Raw genomic sequence first — 21,732 nt, forward strand, 5'->3', positions numbered from 1 at the left:
GCATTAAGCCCGTAGAACGTCTTGGAGCGCCTCCGATAACTGAGACAGCTGGTACGGCTTGGGCAGGATCTTGATGCCTGCGGCGTCAGCTGCTTTTTTTGCTGCTTCGGAATACCCGCTTGTCAGAAGCACGGGAAGATCCGCACGGCGCGCCCGGATTTCCTTCGCCAGTGCCACACCGTTCATCCCTCCGGGCATCATGATGTCCGAAAACACAACGTCCACTGACCGCCCGTTTGCAAGCGCCCCGAGGGCCGCGGCGGCTGTTGCCACCCGTGTCACCTGGAAACCCAACTCGTCGAGCATCTCCGCGACCAGGGTCGCGACCTCATCGTCATCCTCAACAAGCAAGACACTGCCCGCCGAGGCCGGCCGGCGGCGCTCGACATGAAGGTCAACCAGATGATGCTGGTCCGGAGGAGGCGATTTGCGAGACCGCGGGATCAGAAGCGCGACGGTTGTGCCGCGCCCTACCTCGCTGTCGATCTCGATCTTGCCGCCGGATTGCTGGATGAATCCATGCACCTGGGCCAGACCGAGACCCGAACCTTTACCGATGTCTTTTGTCGTGAAGAAGGGCTCGAAAACTCGAGCCCTTACGTCGGGCGGCATGCCAGAACCGTTGTCGGATACCGATAAGCTGACGGAGTCTTTCGCTTCACCCGTGGTCGCCGGCAGGTTCTCGGCGCGAATGACGATCGTGCCCCCGCCGGGCATTGCATCACGCGCATTGACCGCCAGATTGAGGACGACAAGCTCCAATTCGCTTGCGTCCACCTCCACCGGCCACAGACCGGCGGTGAAATCGAAAGTGACCTCTACGTCACCGCGCAAGCTGCGGTCTAGCAGTTCGCGCATCCCGCCAATCTGGCGTTCCAGATCGACCGTTTGGGGTTTTAACTCCTGACGACGAGAGAAAGCCAGCAACTGCCGCGTCAGGCCGGCGCCCCGCTCCGTCGCCTGCCGCATACCGTCCATCAGCCTCTGGCGTTTGGCAGGGTCGACCTGACGATCCAGCATCTGAAGGCCGCCGGAAATAACCATCAGCAGATTGTTGAAGTCGTGGGCGACACCACCGGTCAGCTGCCCGATCGCCTCGATCTTCTGCGCTTGCCGAAGCTTTTCCTCAATAAGCGCCCGTTCTGTCATCTGTTTGCGCAAGGACGCATTGGCAGCCTCAAGTTCTTGCGTCCGTGCCGCGACCTGGCGTTCCAGTTCCTGTGACGCACGCTCACGCTCCACGAGCAAGGCGCGTAGCTCCAGTTGACGCGCTCGGGCGCGCATTGCTGCCTGGATAGTGGTGACAAGCGTTAAAGCGTCGACGGGCCTTTCCAGGAGCGAAACGTTGCGCAGGGAATGAATAAGTTTCTGGCGCCAGAACTCTATTCCGGTCTGCTCCTGCCGGCTGGTCAGCAAGATAAAAGGGTGGTCGGACCAGGGGGGCTGTTGCGCCACCCACTCAAACAGAGCCTGCACGTCCTTGGCAAACAAGGCCTCCTCGGCAATGAAAGAGGCCGCAGCGCCGGCTTCCAACGCTTGAACGAGGTCACGCAAATCGCTGCAGACCTGCACATCGATGCCACTCTGCCGGAGCAAGCCGGCAGAAGCCGCGGCGTCCCGACCGATCGGCGCAAGGATGATGATCGGCTCGATCGGATCCTCACTTTGCAATGTCTGTTCCGTCCTCTGACTTTACCGTTGGAGCGGCGGAGAAATAGGGCGATCCGGCAAGCACGCCGGTGAACCCGCGTGTGGGTGGTCCAAGCTTGATCCCATGTTCCGACAAACTGAACTCGCGTACGCTATGCTCATGCCTACCGCTTCGCTTCTTGACCACGGAGATCGCCCGCTTTACCTCGCCGTCCATCTCGAAATAGCGCAGCATGACCACCGCATCACTGAGGTAGCTTAAATCGAGCGGCGCCTCCAGCGGTCCGACAAGACCGTGCTGCGCAAGCACAAGGATGGTGAGCACTCCGCGCTGGCCCAGATATGACAGAAGCTCGTGCATTTGCAGGACCAGGAACCGCTCGTCAGGCATGGCGTTGAGATAGCCGTTCAAGCTATCGATAACGACCACACGTGCGCCGTCCGTCTCGACACTTTTCTGCACATTCGCAGCGAACTCTCCGGGGGATAGTTCAGCAGGATCGATCTGCTGCAGGCGAATGAGCCCGCTCTTGAGATGGCTTTGAAGGTCGAAGCCAAGGTTTCTGGCGCGCGCCTGCAGCGTCCCGCTTCCTTCGTCAAAGGCATAGACGACCGCGTGCTCGCCGCGATCTGCCGCGGCGAGGGCAAAACTCAGCGCAAGAGACGACTTTCCGACGCCTGCCGCACCGAGGAAAAGAGCGTTCGTCCCGCGTTCGAACCCGCCGCCCAACATCTGATCGAGTTCGGCATTGCCGCTCGGTGTAAATTCTTCCACGAAGTCCTGGTGATGATCCGCAGCGACAAGTCGGGGAAAGATCTGAAGGCCGCCTTTCTCGATCGTGAAATCGTGGTAGCCGCCCCGGAACTTGATGCCCCGCATCTTGACGACGCGCAGGCGGCGCCGCTCGGCCCCGAAATCGATCGCGAGCTGCTCCAGGAGGACGACGCCGTGGGAGATCGAGTGAAGCTGGAGGTCATTCTGTTGTGCCGAAAGATCGTCAAGAAGAATGACCGTGCATCGACGACTGGCGAAATAGTGTTTCAGTGCGAGGACCTGGCGGCGATAGCGGAGAGGGCTATGAGCAAGAAGCCTCAGCTCTGAGAGACTGTCGATGATGACACGCGTCGGGTTCAGTTCGGAGACGCGCTCGAGGATGAGCTTTGTCGTCTCGTTCAGCTCCATTTCCGCCGGATGGAAAACCGTCAGTTCCCGTTCTGGATCGAGCGTCGTTTCTGGCGGAACGAGCTCGAAGACGGACACGCCCTCGAGCGACCAGCCGTGACGGCGGGCGACAAGGCGCAGTTCATTCTCGGTTTCAGAAAGCGTGATGTAGAGGACACGCTCCCCCTGGCGTACACCTTCCAGCAGAAATTGAAGGGCGATCGTGGTCTTTCCGGTTCCCGGGCGGCCCTCGTAGAGGTAGAGCCGGTCCTTGTCCAGCCCGCCGTCAAGGATGGCATCGAGCCCCGGGACGCCGCTCGAGATGCGAGCAGGATCTTCGGGCAACGCGTTGTCGGGCTGTTCGTTCATGCGGGAATGCCTCCGTTTCGCAGACTCGATATAGAATGCGTAGCTACGGTCTCAAGTGCTTGACCACTCGCTCCGCATTCAAGCGCATATTGCCCCCTCAGGCAGCATCGCTCGTTCGTGACAGTCGGGATCGTGTAAAGGTCAGAATGCCTCCGGCTCCGACCGGGCGGGGCGGTCGCAGTTCATCGACCGAACATCGGATTCGAAGCCGATCACGTGAGGACAGATCCAGCTGATCCCACGGAACTGCCAGCCCCTCGCCTTTCGTTGCTCCGAAGAAGCGGAGGAGGGCGCGACCGATCTCTCCTGACGAAAGCCTTTCCAGGAGCGCGAACGTTCCGAGGTGATACTCCTTGACCAGCAAGTCCTTTCCGGAAGGCTCCGCAACGACTTCCTCGATGCGTCCGATAACAGCGCCGTCTTGCCCGTAGACACGCTTGCCGATGAGGTTCTGAAGGACGATCTCACTCATGCCGATCCTCCCGGGATCCACCGCAGAACACGACGCCGCAGCCAGTCCTGCCACTGCACCAACGGCATCTGCTGCGGATCGACGTCCACGGTGACATCGATGCCGACATCGGTGACCTTTTCGTATGCGATAGAGTGCCTGTGACTGCTGGTGCGCCATCCTAGACGATCAAGGACGACGCCCGCCCCGGTCTCGATCGCAGCTATGCGTGGAGGGCTGCCGTCTCGGGTCTCGATGACGAGGCCGTCGACCTTGCCGATCTTGTTTTCGTCGCTGTCGACAAGTTGCTTGTCGAGAAGATCCCTGACCAGATGCACGTCACCCTCCCCAGATCTGCAAAGGTATCGTCACGACCGCAAACAGGAACGCCAAGCCGATCACGAACAGCACAACGGTGTTTCCGATCTTGCCGTTCACATGCTCCCCCACATACTTGCGATCGTTCATCAGGAAGATGAACGGCACCACGCCGAAGGGCAGGCTCACCGCCGTGATCGCCATCGAGAAAATGGTGACCTGGAGGGGATCGAGGCCAGCGGCGATGGGAATGACCGCGATGAGGATCGAGATCGTATAGACAAGGCTGAAGGCGGGATCTGTTTTTGGATTGGCGCTCTCCGACCAGTTCCACCCGAACCCCTGCGCCATCAGGTAGGACTGCGCAAGGGCAACTTCCAACGCCGCACCAAAACAAGTGATCATCAAAGACCCTGAGAATAGGTAGAGGCCCCAGCCGCCAAAGGCGGGCGTCAGGATCATTGCGATCTGCTCATAACCATCGACGTTCTCGATTCCCCACGCAGGGTAAATCATCGCGGCGAGGACCAGGATCGCTACGGAAATCACAGCTCCGAAGCTCATGCCAAGCGTCGCAATGCCTTTGTTGACGCCGAAGTAGGACTTGTCCCATTTCTCCTCGATCGCGCCCGACGAATAAAAGAAGAAGAGATAGGGGGAGATAACAGCGCCCAGGATGCCAACGGCTATGAAGGCATAGTGAAGGACATCCTTGTCCGGCATCGTGGGTACCAGTCCCGTTGCAACCTCGCTCCATGGTGGCTTCATCCAGAACATCGCGACGACAAAACTCAGCGCCAGCAGGCCGAAGAACGATACGCCGTCCTCGATCATGCCGAATGTGCCCTGCCACAGTAGCAGCCAGACGGCAAGCGCCACCGGCACGGCCCACCACTGAAAGCTCCAGCCGGTCAAAAATTGCAGCGCCAGCGAGACGCCGCCAATTTCGGCCGCAAGCACCATGAGATTGACGACGAATGTCACCGCGAGCATGACGATGAAAAGATTGGACCCGAAGCGATCACGGATGCCGTCGGCGATCGTGTAGCGGCTTGCAATGGCGAAGCGGCCAGACATTTCCACCAGGAAGATCAGGCAGATCGTGCCGAGCACGACGGCCCAGATGAGCTGATAGCCGAAAGCAGCGCCGGCCTGGGTCGAGGTCGCGATCAGGCCCGTCTCAAGGAAACCGCCAACACTGGTGACAATGCCGAGGCAGATCTGCAGCAGCTTCTTCATGTCTTCGGCATCTCGCTGGAAATTTCGGAGCGTGCGTGACGCAGAGCTTCCAACGCCCGGTCGGTGGCTATCCTGTCCTGCCTCGACGCTGCATCAGCAGCCTGCTGCAGCAAGCCATCCAGATCGCCAACAGCGTGAGGGATGTTCTGGTTGCCGGAAAGCGAAGTCACCAGGGCCGCGACCTCTTGGCGGCAGCGCGCCAGCGACAGACCGCTGTAGGTTTCGGGCACTGTCTCAGAAGCACGCGCATCGGCGATGAACTCGGCGCTCGCGGTCCAGGACAGGATGTCCCGAAGCGTTTTAGTCTGCTGATCCACTTCGTTGGAACAGGACGATAGCAAGATTGAGAGGACGAGGAGAAACGGGCAGAAGGTCGATAATCGGCTGAACATGCTTTGCGCTGCGCCCAAATGATTTTGCTATTCACGTAGCGGAAACGGTTTGTCTTTCAATAGCAGCAGCGACGGCTCCCGGCACAAGCGCACGACCAGGTCGATCGGTAGCTCTGAAGGCCTCAAGGAGCGAAAGCCGGAAGGCGCAGGAACGATTAGTTCACGCCTGGGTTTACGGTGCTCCAGCCTCATCCTACAGGAGCATCCCAAGATGAATAGCGCCCCCGCCGCTCTTTTCGTAGGATGCAGATGAACTCCCTCAGTCTTCCTGTTCTGGCCTTTGCCTTTCTGCTGAGTATGTATTTCCGCAGCTATTTTGGGGTCGTTGGTCCGGCTCTGTCCGCGGATTTATCACTGTCATCCGAACAATTTGGCTGGCTCGCCTCGGCGTTTTTCGCCTCGTTCTCGATCCTGCAGATTCCGGTCGGCATATCGTTCGATAGATGGGGTGTGCGTGGTTCCATGGCGATAATGATGATGATCGGAGCAGCGGGGTCGGCCATCATCGCGCTCTCGCCGGGTTACTGGGCGGCGATCACGGGCCAGTCCCTCATCGGGATTGGCTGCGCGCCGATATTCATGGGTGTGCTTTATCATCTCGGGCGCTCGAACGAGCCTCAAAAGGCGGGACAGCTTTCCGCCACCGTCAGCGCTGTCGGCTCGGCAGGCGCGTTGCTGTCTGCGGCTCCTCTAACGTGGTTCGTCGAAGCATTCGGCTGGCGGCTCGCTTGCTGGTTGGCGGCGGCCGCAATGGCGGTCATTGCCACAGCGGTTGCTCTCGCACTTGGACCAACGCCTGCGAGCGCGGATGAGAGCGATCCCGATCATGGCTGCGGGTCGCTGGTGCCACTGCTTTATCTCGTCCCTGTGTGCTTAACCCTTTCGGTCGGTGGCACATTTCGAAACGCATGGGCGACACCCTACATCACTTCCGTATTCGGTCCAGATGCGGGGGTAGGGACGATGCTCACCGCGATCAGCATCGTCGGGATTGTCACCGGCTTCATGCTGCCTGTTGTCCTTGCACGGGTCTCCGCACGTTCGATCGTCATATCGACTTACGCCGTCGGGGTGACCTGTGCTGTTCTCCTCGCCTTCTTTCCGGACATGAGCTTCTTCTCAGCATGCGCGGGCTTGTCCATTCTCTATGCCATGGGGAACGTCCATCCGCTCGTGATGACTGAGGCCCAAGTCCTCATTCCGCCGCCCAAGCGCGGATTGGCGCTTGGAGCGCTCAACACGCTCGTTTTTCTCGGTGTATCAGCGGCGTCAGCCGTCTTCGGTGAGATCGCGGGACTGTCCCTGTCGGTGCTGACGACCTACCGTCTGATCTTTGCAATCACGGGAGCAGCGATCGCCGTAGCCATACTTTGCTATATCGTGTTCAGAAGACGAGAGCCGGTACTCTCAACAGGCAACCAGCCCTTGTCTTGAAGTTGCTCGATGATCAAGAGCACGCCCAGCGTCAAGCCCCTGGCGCGTTGTGGCATTCACGACAGAAATGAGAGGATAGCTGCCGCGAGATCTTCCGGGTTTTCTTCTGCAACGTGATGACCGCTGTCGATTCCGAACCCTTGCACATCGGTTGCCCAGTTCTGCCAGATGGTCAACGGGTCACCGTATATCTGCTCCAGGTCGTCGCGCATCGACCAGAGGCAGAGCGTCGGGCATTGCACCTTCCTGCCGGCATTTCGGTCTGCCCGATCGTGATCATGGTCGATCCGGATGCCCGCCCGATAGTCTTCCACCATTCCATGGATGACATTCGGATTGCGAATGGCGCTCAGCACATCGTCATAAGCATCGGGGCCCATCAGATCGGGTGTCAGCCCATACCATGCCAGCGGATCGGCCAGGATCGCTCGCTCGGGCTTTTCTGGTTGCTCGAAAAAGAACCAGTGATACCAGTCGCGGGCAAATTTCCAGTCAGCACGTTCCAGATGCTCGAGGATCGGCAGGCAGTCGACAACGATCAACTTCTCGATGACGTCAGGCCGATTCATCGCCATACGGAACGCCGGGTAGCTGCCACGGTTTATGGCCTACGACCGTAAAGCGGTCATAGCCGAGGTGCCCCATCAGTTCGACGAGAACCGCAGCCTTCTCTCGCTTTGAGGAATGCCGGCTGTCCGGTGCCTCAGGCGGGATATAAGACTGGCCGAAGCCCGGCAGATCAGGGCAGATTACCGTGAGTGAGGGCGCCAGCCGATCTGCAACCTGCCCCCAGGTCATATGCGTCCGCGGATGTCCGTGGAGGAGAAGGATAGGAGGCCCCTCCCCTCCTTTCCGCAGCCGGATTGGACCGCGTGACGTTTGGATGGTTGTGAGTTCGAAGCCTTTGAACATGGAGCACGTTGCCTGCGGAATTTTCCAGATTGACCTTTCCGGCCGAAATCCGCTCTGCCGGTAAAGGTTCCGGCGGCGGCGTCCTGCACGCGAAGTCCTGGTCCGCTTTCGATGCTCACCAGGCCGATAGTTCTCTGGTAGAACGAGCTTCGGACCGACGAAGCCGCTATAGGCTAGACGCTTCTATCCCCGCCTCCAGACCGACACTTTGCAGCGCGCGAGCGAGCTCCTCCAGCCCGTGAGGCTTTGGCAGAAGCGCCGTCCGGGATGCGTCTTCAAGCGATGGCCCGGCATCCATGCCCGTCGCGAAGATGATGCCGATTTCCGGCCAGCGTCGGCGAACCTCCCTGCAGAAGTCCTCGCCAGACATTCCCGGAAGGCCAAGATCCGATACGACCACCTCGACACCGCCTTGTTCCAGCAAGGGCAGTGCCTCCTCCGCGGAGCCGGCTTCAAGCACTTCACAGCCAAGTTCCGCCAACATATCGGCTTCCGACATCCGAATGAGCTCGTTGTCTTCCACGAGAAGAACGCGGCGCCTGCTGTTCTCGACAGCACCTAGCAAACCTGTCGGCAGAGGAGCACCTCCGGCCTTGATGCCCTCAGGCTCGGCACGTCCTGCGATCGCTGCTTCCTGCTGCGTCGCTGCCGCCTTCATCTGCTTGGCGTTGTTCAGGACGTGTCGGATCTTGCGCGCCATCGCCTCGCGGCTATACGGCTTCGACAGCAGCTCGACGCCAATGTCCAGCTTGCCACCGTGGACGATGGAATTCTCGGTGTAGCCGGAGGTGAACAGCACTGCGAGTTCAGGCATCCTTTCCCTCGCTTGCCGCGCCATCTCGGCCGATTTCAGCGGCCCGGGCATAACGACATCAGTGAACAGCAAATCGATCGGCACGCCGCTTTCGATGATAATCAAAGCCGCGCTGGCATCCTTCGCTTTCAGGACCCGGTAGCCCAGGTCCGTCAGCATCGACACCACGGTTTCGCGGACCTGCTCGTCGTCTTCGGCGACCAGGATTGTCTCTGTACCGCCGACAACCGGTCCGTGATCGGCGACGACGACTGTGTCCTCCTGCTGATGGCTGCGCGGGAAGTAGAGTTTGACGGAAGTGCCCTCACCGACCTCGCTGTAAAGCTTGAGGTGGCCGCCGGACTGTTTGACGAAGCCGTGCACCATCGAAAGACCAAGACCGGTCCCCTTTCCGACGGGTTTGGTGGTAAAGAAAGGATCGAATACCTTGGCCAGAATGTCTGGCGACATGCCAGACCCGGTGTCGGTCAGCGCGAGCATGACGTACTGTCCGGCCTCAACCTCGTCATGCTGCGAGGCATAGGCGTCGTCGAGAAAGGCATTGCCGACTTCGATGGTGAGCTTTCCACTTCCCTCCATCGCGTCGCGGGCATTGATCGCAAGGTTCAGGATAGCGTTCTCTACCTGAACGACGTCGACAAACGTGTTCCAAAGCCCGCCGCTCCTGACGATCTCCACCTCGATCGCCTCACCCAGTGTTCGCTGCAGCATGTCCTCCATGCCTGCCACGAAGCGCCCGATGTTGACGACCTTCGGCTCGAGCGGCTGCCTGCGTCCGAAGGACAGGAGCTGGCTCGCAAGCTTCGATCCGCGCGCAACGCCCTCAAGCGCGTTCGCGACCTTCTTCTGGGCGGCCGGCAGCTCGGCGATATCGCGCCCGAGAAGCTGCAAATTGCCGGACACCACCTGCAGAAGGTTGTTGAAGTCGTGAGCGATGCCGCCCGTCAACTGGCCGATGGCCTCCATCTTCTGCGACTGCAGAAGCGCCTGCTCCGCGTTCTTCGCCCGCTCGACTGCCTCGCCGATCAGGTCCTGCAGTTGCCAATTCAATTCTTCGAGCCGCGCCTCGGCGTGCTTGCGCTGCTCGATCTCCTTTTGGGCGGTCTTGAACAGCCGGGCGTTCTCTATGGCGACCGCGGCCTGCCCCGCCACCGCGACAACGAGAGCTTCGTGATCGGCGCTGAAGCGTCCTCTCTCGGCGTGTCCGAAGAACAATCCGCCGACGACGTTTCCGTCCGGGGCCATGACGGGGACGGCGAGATAGCTGCGCACCGGCAAATGCCCTTTCGGCATGCCACGGTGTGGCTCGTTCTGCCCATAGCGTTCGTCGGCCGTGATATCGTCGGATCGGACGACACCCCTGCCCTCGAAGGTCGGGGCAAAGACCTTCGTGTTGCGCGGCATGGGAAATTTCGAGAACTCCGATCGCGGCACGCCGGACAGCGTATAGAGCATATAGCTCTCGCCCTTGTCGTCGACGACATTGTAGAAAAACGCGCCGAACTGCGCTCCTGTCAGCGCCACCCCGGAATCGGTGACCGTCTGCACGACCTGATCGAGATCGAGTTGCCCGGCAAGCAGTCCTGCGGTCTTGTTGAGGCTTTCCAGGCGTGCCGCCTGACGTCGGAGATTTGAATTGGCTTCCCGGCGGAATTTCGTGAGCTCCAGATTGGCGCGAACAGTGGCGATCAGTTCGCGCGCCGAGAACGGCTTGACGAGATAGTCGTCCGCGCCTGCCTCGAGCCCGTCGACCCTTGCTTCTTCGCCGGCTCTCGCGGATAGGGCAATGATCGGAAGATCGCCGAGATCTGGGTCCTCTCTGATCGCTTTGATGAGGCCAAAGCCGTCAAGGCGCGGCATCATGATGTCCGTGAGAAGGAGATCATGACGGCGTTCTCTTAACGCTTCGAGCGCCGCAACGCCATCTTCGGCGATATCGACATGGTAGGCCCCGGCGAGAAGCCGCTGGACGTAATCGCGCATGTCGGCATTGTCGTCGGCGAGCAGAATGCGCGGCGCGCCCTCCGGCGCTCGCGCCATATTATCTGCGGCGGCTCCGCCCGCTGACTGCGTATCGTCTGGGAGCCAGCGCATGGCTTCCTCGACATAAGCTTCCGCCCTCACTGCAGTCGTTGTCTGCGAGCGATCGTCTTGAGGGGCGATGCGGGACTGGTCGAGCGGGACCACTACGATGAACGAGGTGCCCTTGCCCTCCTCGCTCTCGACAGTGACCGTCCCGCCGTGAAAGCGCACCAGTTCCTGCACGAGCGCAAGCCCAATGCCGCTGCCCTCGATGGATCGTCCGCGCGCGCCCTCGATCCGGTGAAACCGCTCGAACAGCCTCGGCAGTTCCACCGAGGGGATGCCCGTTCCCGTATCCCGAACCGTCAGGGTCGCCTGGCCATCCCGCTCGCCCAGCTCTATGACGACCTCGCCGACAAAAGTGAACTTGAAAGCATTGGAAAGAAGGTTGAGGACAATCTTCTCCCACATGTCGCGGTCGACCAGCACCGGTCTCGACAGCGGCTTGCACGCGACCGAGTAGGTGAGGCCCGCCTTTTCCATCGCCGAGCGGAAGTTGCTCGCAAGGTCGGCCGTCAGTTTTGCGAGATCGACAGGCTCCAGGTTCGCCTGGGCCCTGCCGGCTTCGACGCGTGAAAAGTCCAGAAGCGAGTTTACCAGCTTGAGAAGGCGAAGGCCGTTGCGGTGGACGACCTCGATCCGCTCGCGCTCGCGCGGAAGAATGTCAGGATCGTCGAGGGCGTCCTCGATCGGTCCGAGCATAAGGGTCAGCGGCGTGCGGAACTCGTGGCTCACGTTGGAGAAGAACGCGGTTTTGGCACGGTCGATTTCGGCCAAGGTCTCGGCTCGCCGGCGCTCGTCTTCGAAAGCGCGCACATTGGCGAGCGAGGTACCGACATGTGCGGCGGCACGTTCAACGAAGGCCTCATAATCAGCGTCGACTGCACGGCGGGGGCTGATCCCGGCGACGAGAAACCCGGCTGGCGCGCCGGTGTGGCTGTTTCTGCCAAAAGGGACAAGCAGCGCCCGCTCAACCGCTTCAGGCCAGGCAGTGCTTGGGATATCGGCGCCGAGCTGGCTCGAAAGGTTCTCCACGAGAACCGGCCCCTTGCTTTCGAGAAGAAGGTCGAGCGGCCAGACGACGGAGGATGCGTCCAGTCCAGCCGAGCCAACAAGGCGTGGTTCGGCCTCTCCGGGATCGAGGCGGTAGACGAGGCAGAACGGGACGTCCTGTGGGTTCAAGCCGAGCACTTCAAGCGAACTGGCGAAGACCTCGTCTTCGGCCCTTGCGCCGGCGAGGCGTTCCGCAAGTTCCCGAAGTGTGCGCTCGCGCCGCTCGCCGATCACCCTGAAGGTCGTCTCGACAACGGCGTTGAAAATGCCTTCAACGTCGCCGTTCTCACCGCGGATTGGACTGAACGTGAAGTTGAAGTAACATTCCTCCGTATAACCGTGTCTGTGCATCGGCAGGAGCTGGTCTTCCTGCCAGACCCCTTCGCCCGTCGCCTGCACCTTCTCGAACAGGGGTCCGATCGCGTCCCAGATTTCCGGCCACACGTCCCTTCCAGGACGGCCCAGCGCCCAGGGATGCTTTTCGCCCGGTATTTCGCTCCAGGCGTCGTTGTAGAGGAGAGCGAGTTCCGGTCCCCAGTAGATCGCGATGGGATAGTTCGTTCCAAGACAGATACCGACGGCCGACCGCAGGCTTTGCGGCCAGGTATCCGGGAGCCCGAGCGGTGTCGTCGACCAGTCGAGCGAGCGCATCAACGCCCCTGTCTCCCCGCCCCCCGAGAGAAACCCTCCGGATTTTTCCTCCTTAGACGGGTGATCGGCGGACTGCTGGTCGTTCACGGCTCACCCCGATGAAGCATAATTCAGGGCATGCTCCATCCAAAGCACTCTGGCTTTTTAGCGGGAATTCTCACTCTTGTCAGCATCCTGCGAACGCGAGCCGCAAAGCGCGGGCCGCGAGAAAATGATCGAATCCACCTGCGACCCGAGCGCCACCGCAGTGATCCTCACGTTGAGCCCGAGAGGTCGGAACAAACGATCGGGATCTACGTTTGCCCCCGGACTCACGAAGCCGTGAAGACGAGGGAAATCAGTTCAACCACCGACCGTTTCACAACAGGAGATGACGTATGGCTACCACGAAGACACTTGACGACCTGTTCCTCGACACGCTCAAGGACATCTATTTCGCCGAGAAGCAGATCCTGAAGGCGCTTCCAAAGATGGCGCGTGCCGCGCAATCTGAAGAAGGCAAGGCAGGCTTTCTCCAGCATCGCGACGAGACCCAGGGTCAGATCGAGCGCCTGGAACAGGTTTTCGAACTGCTCGGCAAGCCGGCCCGCGGCAAGACCTGCGAAGCCATCCAGGGCATCATCTCCGAAGGTGAGGAGATCATCGAGGAATTCAAAAGTTCGCCCGCCCTCGACGCCGGTCTGATCTCCTCTGCCCAGGCGGTCGAGCACTATGAGATCGCTCGCTACGGGACGCTGATCGCGTGGGCCGAACAGCTCGGGCTCAAGGGCGCTGTGCCGCTCCTCCAGGCGAACCTCGCCGAGGAAGAGGCGACCGACCAGAAGCTCACGCAGCTCGCCAAGGCATCGGCGAACGCCAAGGGCAAGAGCAAGGCAGCCTAAACAACTAGCAGTTCTTGAAGGGCCGTCCCACCGGGGCGGCCTTTTTGACATCCGGCATCACCATCGGGGACAACCATGGCAAAGCGTACGACACGGGCCTCGGGCTCGACACCTTCCACCGACGCAGTCACCATCCATGACCAGCAGCTTCATCGCGGTGCTGGCGGCGAGCTGCACCAGATCGCGGAGGACGGCGCTGGCGTGCTGACTACCTCGCAGGGCGTACCGGTCGCTGACGATCAGAGCTCCCTTCGCGTCGGCGCCCGTGGGCCTCTTCTGGTCGACGACTTCCATTTCCGCGAGAAGATCTTCCACTTCGACCACGAGCGCATTCCAGAGCGCGTGGTTCATGCGCGCGGCTACGGCGCCCACGGCTTCTTCGAGACGTACGAATCTCTGTCCGACGTCACCCGCGCCGATATTTTCCAGCGACCGGGCGAGAAGACGCCGGTATTCGTTCGCTTCTCGACAGTGGCAGGCAACAAGGGGTCCGCCGACCTCGCACGCGACGTTCGCGGCTTCGCCGTGAAGTTCTACACGCAAGAAGGTAACTGGGACCTCGTCGGTAACAACATCCCGGTCTTCTTCATCCAGGACGCGATCAAGTTTCCCGACATGGTGCATGCCGCAAAGCAGGAGCCCGACCGGGCATTCCCGCAGGCGCAGACCGCCCACGACAATTTCTGGGACTTCATCAGCCTCACGCCGGAAAGCATGCACATGGTCATGTGGATCATGTCCGACCGCACCATCCCGCGGTCGTTCCGCTTCATGGAAGGATTCGGCGTTCACACCTTCCGCTTCGTGAATGACAAGGATGAGTCCACGTTCGTGAAATTCCACTGGAAGCCCAAGCTCGGCCTGCAGTCGGTGGCGTGGAACGAGGCCGTCAAGATCAACGGCGCTGATCCAGACTTCCATCGCCGCGATCTCTGGCAGTCGATCCAGTCCGGCAACTTCCCGGAATGGGAACTGTGCGTCCAGCTCTTCGACCAGGAATTCGCCGACAATTTCGACTTCGACGTCCTCGATCCCACCAAGATCATCCCGGAGGAGCTCCTCCCCGTGAAGCCGATCGGCCGCCTCGTGCTCGACCGCATGCCGGATAACTTCTTCGCGGAGACCGAGCAGGTCGCCTTTATGACGCAGAACGTGCCGCCAGGCATAGACTTCAGCAACGATCCCCTATTGCAGGGCCGGAATTTCTCCTACCTCGACACCCAGCTCAAGCGCCTGGGCGGCCCGAACTTCACGCACCTTCCGATCAATGCGCCGAAGTGTCCCTTCCACAACTTCCAGCAGGACGGGCATATGGCGATGCGCAATCCCGTCGGCCGGGTGAACTATCAGCCGAACTCTTTCGGGGAAGGTCCGCGGGAGTCGCCGTCGAGAGGCTATCGCCACTTCCCAGCCGAAGAGAACGGCCAGAAGGTCCGGCTGCGTCCGGAGAGCTTCGCAGATCACTACAGCCAGGCCCGCCAGTTCTACCTCAGCCAGACGCCTCCAGAGCAACGGCACATCGCGATGGCGCTCACCTTCGAGCTCAGCAAGGTCGAAACGGTCGCCATCCGGGAACGGATGATCTCGCACCTGCTGAACATCGACGAAACGCTCGCCACCACTGTCGCGCAGAAGCTTGGCATCCAGAAGATGCCGAAGGCCGCCGACGCCGCAATGCCGACGCGTCAGGATCTTGAACCGTCTCCGGCACTCAGCATCGTCGAACGCGGGCCGAAGCGGTTCGAGGGTCGCAAGCTCGGTGTGCTCGTGACGGACGGGGTCGACGCGAAGTTGCTTAAGGGGCTGAAGACCGCGGTCGAGAAGGAGAAGGCTTTGGTCGAGCTGATCGCGCCGAAGGTCGGCGGCGTGACGGCATCCGACGGTTCCTGGATTGAGGCGCAGCACATGATAGACGGCGGTCCGTCGGTCCTGTTCGACGCCGTGGCGGTCCTTGCCTCCCCGGCCGCGATCGAGGATCTGGTAAAGGAGGCGACCGCACGCGACTTCGTGGCTGACGCATTCCAGCACTGCAAGTTCATCGGCTACGACGAGAGCGCCTTTCCGCTCCTCGTCAAGGCTGGCATCGCCGACGACCTCGACGAAGGTACGATCGCCCTCCCCGGCGAGGACGGACTTGCAGCCTTCGTGGCTGAGCTTGGCAAGCTTCGGGTCTGGGCACGCGAACCCGCTCTTAAACTCGGAAAGGCGTCACCGCCAGTCAAGTAGAAACTCTGGGCGCGGCTGAAGCCGCGCCCCGAAAAATGATGCCTTGGGGTGACTGTCGCGCCAGGAACAGTCTCCACTTGCCGGCGTTCTGCTTTCCGACGGAGACGGAAGATGGATCAGCAAGAGTACAACTGGATAAGTCGCCGGGCGCATGAAATCTGGCAAAGCGAAGGATGTCCGAACGGCCGGGACCGCGAGCACTGGTCGCAAGCGGTCTCCGACTGGCAAGCGCGAGGCCACATGGATCCGCCGTCGCTTGGACCCGAAGCGGCGGCGCCTCCCATACGCAAGGTCCTTGTCGTCGACGACGAGCCGCTGATCAGGTTCGCGACAGTGGACGCACTGGAGGAGGCCGGGTTCGAAGTGCTGGAAGCCGGCAACGCCGACGAGGCTCTTGTCGTGTTCGAAGGGGCGCAGATCGATGCCGTCTTCACTGACGTGAACATGCCAGGTTCAACGGACGGGATAGGACTGATGAACCGGGTTCGCGCGCGTTCACCAGGTACGCGTGTCATCGTCACCTCGGGTCACGTCCGGCTTGGCGCCTTCGATCTTGCGAGCGGCGTCTCTTTTATCGCTAAGCCATACGATCATAGCGCGATCATCGATTTGCTGAAGGAGTCGCCGCGTCCCGCTACGAGTTAGGAACAGGTTCGATGCGATTTTTCTTTCATCTCCGCGACGTGAATTCCTATGAGGTGGACCATGAGGGGATCGAATTTCCGACACTTGCGCAGGCGGTCGCCGAGGCAAGGCGGGCGGCTCGCGAAATGGTCGCTGAACTTGTTTTGCACGACGTCGTGGTCGATGGCCGGACCTTCGAGATCACAGAAAATGACGGGTCGATCCTGGCAACCGTGGCGTTCAAGGACGTGGTTCGAATGGAATAAGGTTGAGTCACCAACATCTCAGGGCGCAGCGGGCGTCCGTTGGATTCAAAAGGAGGAAAAGCTATGATGAGTGGTCCTTTGAAGGCGCTGCTGGGCGTGATTGCGGTGGCAGGTTACCAGAACCGTGACAAGATAGGCGAATTGCTGCGCGGGATCCAAAACCCGCAGCGTGGAGAGAACGGCCAACCGACGACTTCCGGCGAGGCCCCAGGCGGCCTCGGTGGGATCTTCGGCGGACCCGGTGGGTTTGGCGATCTGCTCGGCGGACTTTCGACAGGCGGTATTTTAAGTGGCGGCCTCGGTGATTTGCTGAAGACGTTCCAGCAGAACGGCCATGGGGAAAAAGCGGAGAGCTGGGTAAGTCCAGGCTCTAACGCTCCGATCGATGGCAGCCAATTGGGCGAAGCTCTCGGGCCCGACATCCTCAATGAACTCGCTGCCAAGACCGGCCTTTCACATCAAGAGATCGTGGAACGATTGAGCCGAGACCTGCCTAAGGCGATTGATGACTTGACGCCGAACGGAAAGCTGCCGAACGCAGACGAACAGCCCTCGCCGGGCAGCCACCCCGCCGGGTTCGGCACGACGGTTTGATAAGCGCGCCGAGCGGTCACGAGAATGAACGGTTCGGCTGCCGTCTTTGTAGCCGGCCGCGACGGCTGATCAGATCTCGCTTCAGATTTGAATGAGAAATTTGGCAGACCCGTTGTCGCGTCCGAAGCAATTGAACAACAACCTGGAAAGAAGGCCGATTTTTATGGAAAACGCATCGAAGGAGCTTGCTGACGAATACCGTCGCCTTGGAGGTAAACGCGTCGCTGTGATCGACAATCTTGGGTCTTCGCGCGACTGGGATGGTGATCCCCCAGAAGCTGCGAGATTCTGGAAGGAACGCATCGCAAGCTTATCCGATCGGGAGCGGCGGGATGTGGAGAGTTTTTTGCCGTCGCTTAATGATGAAAGCGATGAACCGGCGTCCGGAAAGTAGAGTGAGATCCGACCATAAAGAACGCTCTAGTACCAAACGGAATTCCCGCAGGCCGCCGAATTCCTGTCCTCTCGAACATCTCTGTGAGATATCTCCAGTTCGAGGTGTCAACGGAGCCCCCCGCGAGGCTCGACTCGGATGATTAGGCGGGTCGTCGTTCTCTAAGCGGTTACCGCGGAAAGGAATTCGTCGACTTTCATTAAGTCGAGTTGAACCGAAAAGCGATCATCGAGCAGGTCGACGGCGGCGTCATGCGTTTGATCGGCACCGCTGCAGACGGCGTCGCTCAGCACAATCACATGAAGCCCGAGGTCAATTGCTCCGAGCACCGTCGCTAGCACGCAGACATCGGTTTCACCTCCGGTAACGACAACGGTTGTGACGCCCTCGTGCCGTAAATGAGAGCTCAATCTGCCGTCGATCCATGGTGAGTATGTCATCTTGTCGAAAACGCGCGCGGGTGGAACCAGAGGTTGCAACGCCGGCGAAAGATCACACAGCTCTTGCGGTAGGTGCTCGCCGGTCATCATCCACCATTTCAGGTAATAGTCCTTCCAGCTCCCAACGACATCGTCCGACCGTCTCGGCGGAATGAAGCGGGTGAAGATCGTCCGGTCAGCGTGACGGCCCGAAACTTCAAGAAGTTGAGGGAGAACACGTGCCATCCAGGGGAACATGCCAGGGCGTGTCTTCCGCGAACATACGCTGCGCGTCGACACAGATGTGCCGCCAGTTGCCGATTTCCTTCATCGCCGCCTCCGTTGAGGCCACGAACCTTCACGATGACAAGATGTTCCATCTCATTGGCAAAGACAAAGCTTTGTCCGCCTCTCATCGATCGATTGCCAGGACCGGATCGTCGGAGCTAGACCTTCGATGAGCACGGCGCTCCCCAATCGCAGCCGACGAGTACCTCCTTCTATCCCCCAACTCATCTTGGCGGCTTGAACTTGAACAACGTGAATGAATCATCTGTCCATCCCTGATGGAACCACGGTGAATCCTGGATGTGGGATGCGGTGATGTACATCGTCCCATCCGGTCCATGCGAGAAGGTGTCGGGCCAGCGCAGCCGGCTATCCTGAAGGAATGGCGTTACTTTTCCGTCTGGACCAAGGATCTTGATGCCGTCGTTTTGGATGGTGGTGAGATAGATGCGGTTCTGGTCGTCGATCCACAATCCATCGGTCGGCTCCGTGTCGGCGAACTTCTCCGGTTTCGCCGCGGACGGATCCTGGCCGGCCTTCTGCAATGCTTCCGTCGATATACGGTACATTGTCTTGCCGGTAAGGGCTTTCCAGTAGAGCGTCTTCCCGTCTTTGGAAAGCGCAATGCTGTCGGCGTTGAACAGCGGCTGACGCCCATCCGGCCGGCGAAGAGGTTTGCCGTCGACCTGGACGACGACGTCCTTTTCGAACTGGGTGGACGGATCGTCGCTCAGGACCCGCCATGCTTTGCCGGAATTCAGATCGAGAACGACCAGGCCGCCCGGCGAGCCGGAATCGGTGAAGTAGGCGAAGGCACCGTCAGGGGCGATCCGAACGTCGTTGAGGTAGCTGGCAGGGCCGGCGATATCAGGGGCGAACGGGTAGACCCGCTTGACGGCGTTGGTTTTCAGATCAACCTGGACCAGCTTCGGTCCGTCCTTGACGGTCTTTTCGGCGTTTGGCGCCGCTGGGTCGACGACCCAGAGCGAACCCCTACCGTCGGCGACAACGCTCTGTACTGTCACGAAGTGATCCTTTGGAGATATCTCCGACATTTTCGCATTGCGCCATGCATTCCACGCGTCATTCGGATACGGCTTTATCGAGCCGTCCTTCATCACTTCGGCAACAGAGACCGGAACGTCTTCCGACCAGCGCGGAAAGTTGACGAAGATCCTGCCATCCTCGGAAACGGTGACGCCGGTGACCTGATGGTCGAAGGTCGCGACTTTTTCCAGGCGCTCGTCGGTCTCTCCCGTCAGCGGCGCCACCAATTGTTCCGCCTTGTTCGTGAGCTTTTCCATCGTTTGGGCTTCGGCAAAGAGCGGCGATGACAGAATAATCAAAGCGGCTGCTACCGACAGAACACTGGTTTGGAAAGATTTCTTGTGCATGGAAGCCTCCAGCTGATGCTCCTCACGAACCTTCGCGGCCCGTGATAGTTCCGCCGCCCGACGCAAGTAGCGCGACCTAGGAGGTGTTATGATTTGCCAATGCTCCTCCTGTCGCGCTGCAAATAAAATTTTTTTGGCTTGGAACTTCCACAACTGACGCTTGTTGAGGACCCAGCGATGAGCGGCGATCTACGCATCGACCCCTCCTTGAGGGCCGCTTCACCAGCTTTCGATGCAACAGCGGCAGGAGAAGGCAATGCGCGCGCTCGTCTGGCACGGCAAGGAAGACATCCGATGCGACACAGTATCGGACCCCGAAATCGAACATCCCAGGGATGCGATCATCAAGGTCACAAGCTGCGCGATCTGCGGCTCGGATCTTCATCTGTTTCATAACTTCATCCCGGCGATGAAGCCCGGCGACATCATGGGCCACGAGATGATGGGCGAGGTGGTCGAGACGGGCTCCGAAGCGAGCGGCGGCTTGAAAAAAGGCGACCGCATCGTGGTGCCCTTCACCATCAACTGCGGTGAATGCGATCAATGCAAACGCGGCAACTTCTCTGTCTGCGAGCGCACCAACCGCAATAAGGACCTAGCCGACAAGACGTTCGGCCACACCACGGCAGGTCTGTTTGGCTACACCCACCTGACAGGCGGCTATCCCGGCGGTCAGGCCGAATACCTCCGGGTCCCGTTCGCGGACAAAACCCATATCAAGGTCCCTGACAGCCTGACGGATGAGCAGGTGCTTTTCCTCGGCGACATCTTTCCGACCGGCTGGCAGGCAGCCGCCCAATGCGACATCGAGCCAGCCGACACGGTGGTTGTCTGGGGCTGCGGTCCCGTCGGCCAGATGACGATCCGCAGCGCCGTTCTTCTGGGTGCCAAGCAGGTCGTGGCCATCGACTGTATTCCGGAGCGCCTTTCCATGGCTGAGGCTGGTGGGGCTATTACCATCAACTTCATGGACGAGAGCGTCGTAGAACGTCTCAACGACCTGACGGACGGCAAGGGTCCGGAAAAATGCATCGACGCGGTCGGGCTGGAAAGCCACGTCTCGATGGGCCAGCCAGATACGCTTCTAGACCGTGTCAAGCAGGTGGTGATGCTGGAGGACGACCGTCCGCATGTCCTGCGCGAGATGATCTATGTCTGCAGGCCGGGCGGGATCATCTCCATCCCCGGCGTCTATAGCGGCCTCGTCGACAAGATCCCGATGGGCCAGGCCATGAACAAGGGCCTTTCCTTCCGGATGGGGCAGACACACGTGCGTCGTTGGACCGATGATCTGCTGCGTCGCATCGAGGAGGGCCAGATCGACCCCTCTTTCGTGATCACCCACACCGTCGGGCTCGAACAGGGGCCTGAAATGTACAGGGTGTTCCGCGACAAGCAGGACAGTTGCATCAAGGTTGTCCTCAAACCCTAAAGAGGTTCCGAAATGGCGTTTCTCAGCAACATGACCCGGTCGGAAGGCGATCCAACAGTTATCAAATCAGGGCCAAGCTCATTCAGCGCCTCCGACAGGCTGGCACGCAATCTCGGCTGGTTCAGCATCGGCCTCGGGATCGTCGAACTGATTGCAGCCGAGAAGGTCACAGGCGCGCTTGGCATGCGCGGCAAGGAAAATCTTGTGCGCGCTTTCGGCCTGCGGGAGATAACCTCAGGCATTATAACGCTGTCAGTGGATAAACAGGCAGGCCTCACCAGCAGGATCGCGGGAGACGCGCTCGATATTGCCACGTTGGCGACGGCGATGCGGCCCGACAATCCCAAGCGAGACAATGCGGGTCTGGCACTGCTGATGGTGGCGGGCGTGACGTTTCTCGACATCGTCGCCGCAGGCGCAAACACGATCCGCCATACACGCCACATAGGCCAGCGCCGCGATTACGGTGACCGCAGCGGCTTTCCAACGGGCTTAGAGGCGGCGCGCGGTGCCGCCCGCAAAAAGCTCGAGGATCTGCGCGGGACCCCGGGCGACGAACGTCCTACTGCCAAGAAGCCAGCGGGCTCCGTCACAAAATGAACGCTTAGGGCAGGCCGTGCCTGCGCTGGCCTACATCTGAAGCTTTGGCTGCGACCTCAATTATGCGGCCAGTGCAGCCTGACGAAG

The 21,732-nt window shown here is 60.2% G+C and carries 17 protein-coding genes and 3 pseudogenes; 9 read left to right on the plus strand and 11 right to left on the minus strand.

Going from position 1 to position 21,732, the window contains the following annotated elements:
• Positions 1-3: 3 nt before the first annotated feature.
• From ABIE40_RS28090 to ABIE40_RS28115, 6 genes are all read right to left on the minus strand, one after another.
• Entirely contained in the window at positions 4-1,671 is a 1,668-nt protein-coding gene (locus ABIE40_RS28090) for an ATP-binding protein (protein ID WP_210341160.1), read from the minus strand.
• Positions 1,661-3,181: an ATPase domain-containing protein gene (locus tag ABIE40_RS28095; protein WP_199628611.1), complete on the minus strand. Its 1,521-nt coding sequence runs from the start codon at positions 3,179-3,181 to the stop codon at positions 1,661-1,663. The genes ABIE40_RS28090 and ABIE40_RS28095 overlap by 11 nt, the downstream gene beginning before the upstream one ends.
• A 97-nt stretch (positions 3,182-3,278) precedes the next feature.
• Positions 3,279-3,653, minus strand: a complete 375-nt coding sequence (locus ABIE40_RS28100; protein ID WP_354541198.1) for a PRC-barrel domain-containing protein — start codon at positions 3,651-3,653, stop codon at positions 3,279-3,281.
• On the minus strand, positions 3,650-3,970 hold the full coding sequence (locus ABIE40_RS28105) for a hypothetical protein (RefSeq protein ID WP_199628609.1): 321 nt from the start codon (positions 3,968-3,970) through the stop codon (positions 3,650-3,652). The genes ABIE40_RS28100 and ABIE40_RS28105 overlap by 4 nt, the downstream gene beginning before the upstream one ends.
• Before the next feature lies 1 nt (position 3,971).
• Positions 3,972-5,189: an Nramp family divalent metal transporter gene (locus ABIE40_RS28110; RefSeq protein WP_199628608.1), complete on the minus strand. Its 1,218-nt coding sequence runs from the start codon at positions 5,187-5,189 to the stop codon at positions 3,972-3,974.
• Entirely contained in the window at positions 5,186-5,599 is a 414-nt protein-coding gene (locus ABIE40_RS28115; protein WP_199628607.1) for a hypothetical protein, read from the minus strand. The genes ABIE40_RS28110 and ABIE40_RS28115 overlap by 4 nt, the downstream gene beginning before the upstream one ends.
• 231 nt (positions 5,600-5,830) lie before the next feature.
• Between ABIE40_RS28115 and ABIE40_RS28120 the strand changes: the two genes are divergently transcribed.
• Positions 5,831-7,015: an MFS transporter gene (locus ABIE40_RS28120; protein ID WP_199628606.1), complete on the plus strand. Its 1,185-nt coding sequence runs from the start codon at positions 5,831-5,833 to the stop codon at positions 7,013-7,015.
• A gap of 56 nt (positions 7,016-7,071) precedes the next feature.
• Here the strand turns inward: ABIE40_RS28120 and ABIE40_RS28125 are convergent.
• The 3 genes and pseudogenes from ABIE40_RS28125 to ABIE40_RS28135 all read right to left on the minus strand — a co-directional run.
• Positions 7,072-7,927: pseudogene (locus ABIE40_RS28125) on the minus strand (alpha/beta fold hydrolase).
• A gap of 166 nt (positions 7,928-8,093) precedes the next feature.
• Positions 8,094-10,835 carry a response regulator gene (locus tag ABIE40_RS28130; RefSeq protein WP_502944841.1) on the minus strand — a complete coding sequence of 914 codons (2,742 nt, stop codon included), beginning with the start codon at positions 10,833-10,835 and terminating at the stop codon, positions 8,094-8,096.
• 90 nt (positions 10,836-10,925) lie between these two features.
• Positions 10,926-12,527, minus strand: a pseudogene (locus ABIE40_RS28135) (PAS domain-containing sensor histidine kinase); the annotation flags it as partial.
• 377 nt (positions 12,528-12,904) lie between these two features.
• On the opposite strand from ABIE40_RS28135, the gene ABIE40_RS28140 reads away from it, so the two are divergent.
• The 6 genes from ABIE40_RS28140 to ABIE40_RS28165 all read left to right on the plus strand — a co-directional run bounded on the left by ABIE40_RS28140 (position 12,905) and on the right by ABIE40_RS28165 (position 17,512).
• Positions 12,905-13,408, plus strand: coding sequence for a YciE/YciF ferroxidase family protein (locus ABIE40_RS28140; RefSeq protein ID WP_199628604.1), 504 nt, complete (start codon positions 12,905-12,907; stop codon positions 13,406-13,408).
• A 75-nt stretch (positions 13,409-13,483) separates the two neighbouring features.
• Positions 13,484-15,634, plus strand: coding sequence for a catalase (gene katE / locus ABIE40_RS28145; protein WP_199628603.1), 2,151 nt, complete (start codon positions 13,484-13,486; stop codon positions 15,632-15,634).
• A 111-nt stretch (positions 15,635-15,745) separates the two neighbouring features.
• Positions 15,746-16,279 (plus strand): response regulator, encoded by a 534-nt coding sequence (locus ABIE40_RS28150; protein ID WP_199628602.1) that lies wholly within the window; start codon positions 15,746-15,748, stop codon positions 16,277-16,279.
• A gap of 11 nt (positions 16,280-16,290) precedes the next feature.
• Entirely contained in the window at positions 16,291-16,524 is a 234-nt protein-coding gene (locus ABIE40_RS28155) for a DUF6894 family protein (protein ID WP_199628601.1), read from the plus strand.
• Between the two features lie 63 nt (positions 16,525-16,587).
• Complete coding sequence (locus ABIE40_RS28160; RefSeq protein ID WP_199628600.1) at positions 16,588-17,118, plus strand: YidB family protein; 531 nt, start codon at positions 16,588-16,590, stop codon at positions 17,116-17,118.
• A 91-nt stretch (positions 17,119-17,209) separates the two neighbouring features.
• Complete coding sequence (locus tag ABIE40_RS28165) at positions 17,210-17,512, plus strand: hypothetical protein (protein ID WP_354541199.1); 303 nt, start codon at positions 17,210-17,212, stop codon at positions 17,510-17,512.
• Positions 17,513-17,673: 161 nt separating this feature from the next.
• On the opposite strand, the pseudogene ABIE40_RS28170 reads toward ABIE40_RS28165, so the two are convergent.
• Both ABIE40_RS28170 and ABIE40_RS28175 read right to left on the minus strand, forming a co-directional pair.
• Positions 17,674-18,262, minus strand: a pseudogene (locus tag ABIE40_RS28170) (cysteine hydrolase family protein).
• 181 nt (positions 18,263-18,443) lie between these two features.
• On the minus strand, positions 18,444-19,613 hold the full coding sequence (locus ABIE40_RS28175; RefSeq protein ID WP_199628668.1) for an SMP-30/gluconolactonase/LRE family protein: 1,170 nt from the start codon (positions 19,611-19,613) through the stop codon (positions 18,444-18,446).
• A 256-nt stretch (positions 19,614-19,869) separates the two neighbouring features.
• Between ABIE40_RS28175 and ABIE40_RS28180 the strand changes: the two genes are divergently transcribed.
• Both ABIE40_RS28180 and ABIE40_RS28185 read left to right on the plus strand, forming a co-directional pair.
• Complete coding sequence (locus tag ABIE40_RS28180) at positions 19,870-21,045, plus strand: zinc-dependent alcohol dehydrogenase (RefSeq protein WP_199628599.1); 1,176 nt, start codon at positions 19,870-19,872, stop codon at positions 21,043-21,045.
• A 12-nt stretch (positions 21,046-21,057) separates the two neighbouring features.
• Positions 21,058-21,645, plus strand: a complete 588-nt coding sequence (locus tag ABIE40_RS28185; protein WP_199628598.1) for a hypothetical protein — start codon at positions 21,058-21,060, stop codon at positions 21,643-21,645.
• Positions 21,646-21,732 lie beyond the last annotated feature (87 nt).

Origin of the sequence: Rhizobium sp. OAE497 (assembly GCF_040546565.1) — a bacterium.
In the GTDB taxonomy this organism is placed as follows: domain Bacteria; phylum Pseudomonadota; class Alphaproteobacteria; order Rhizobiales; family Rhizobiaceae; genus Rhizobium.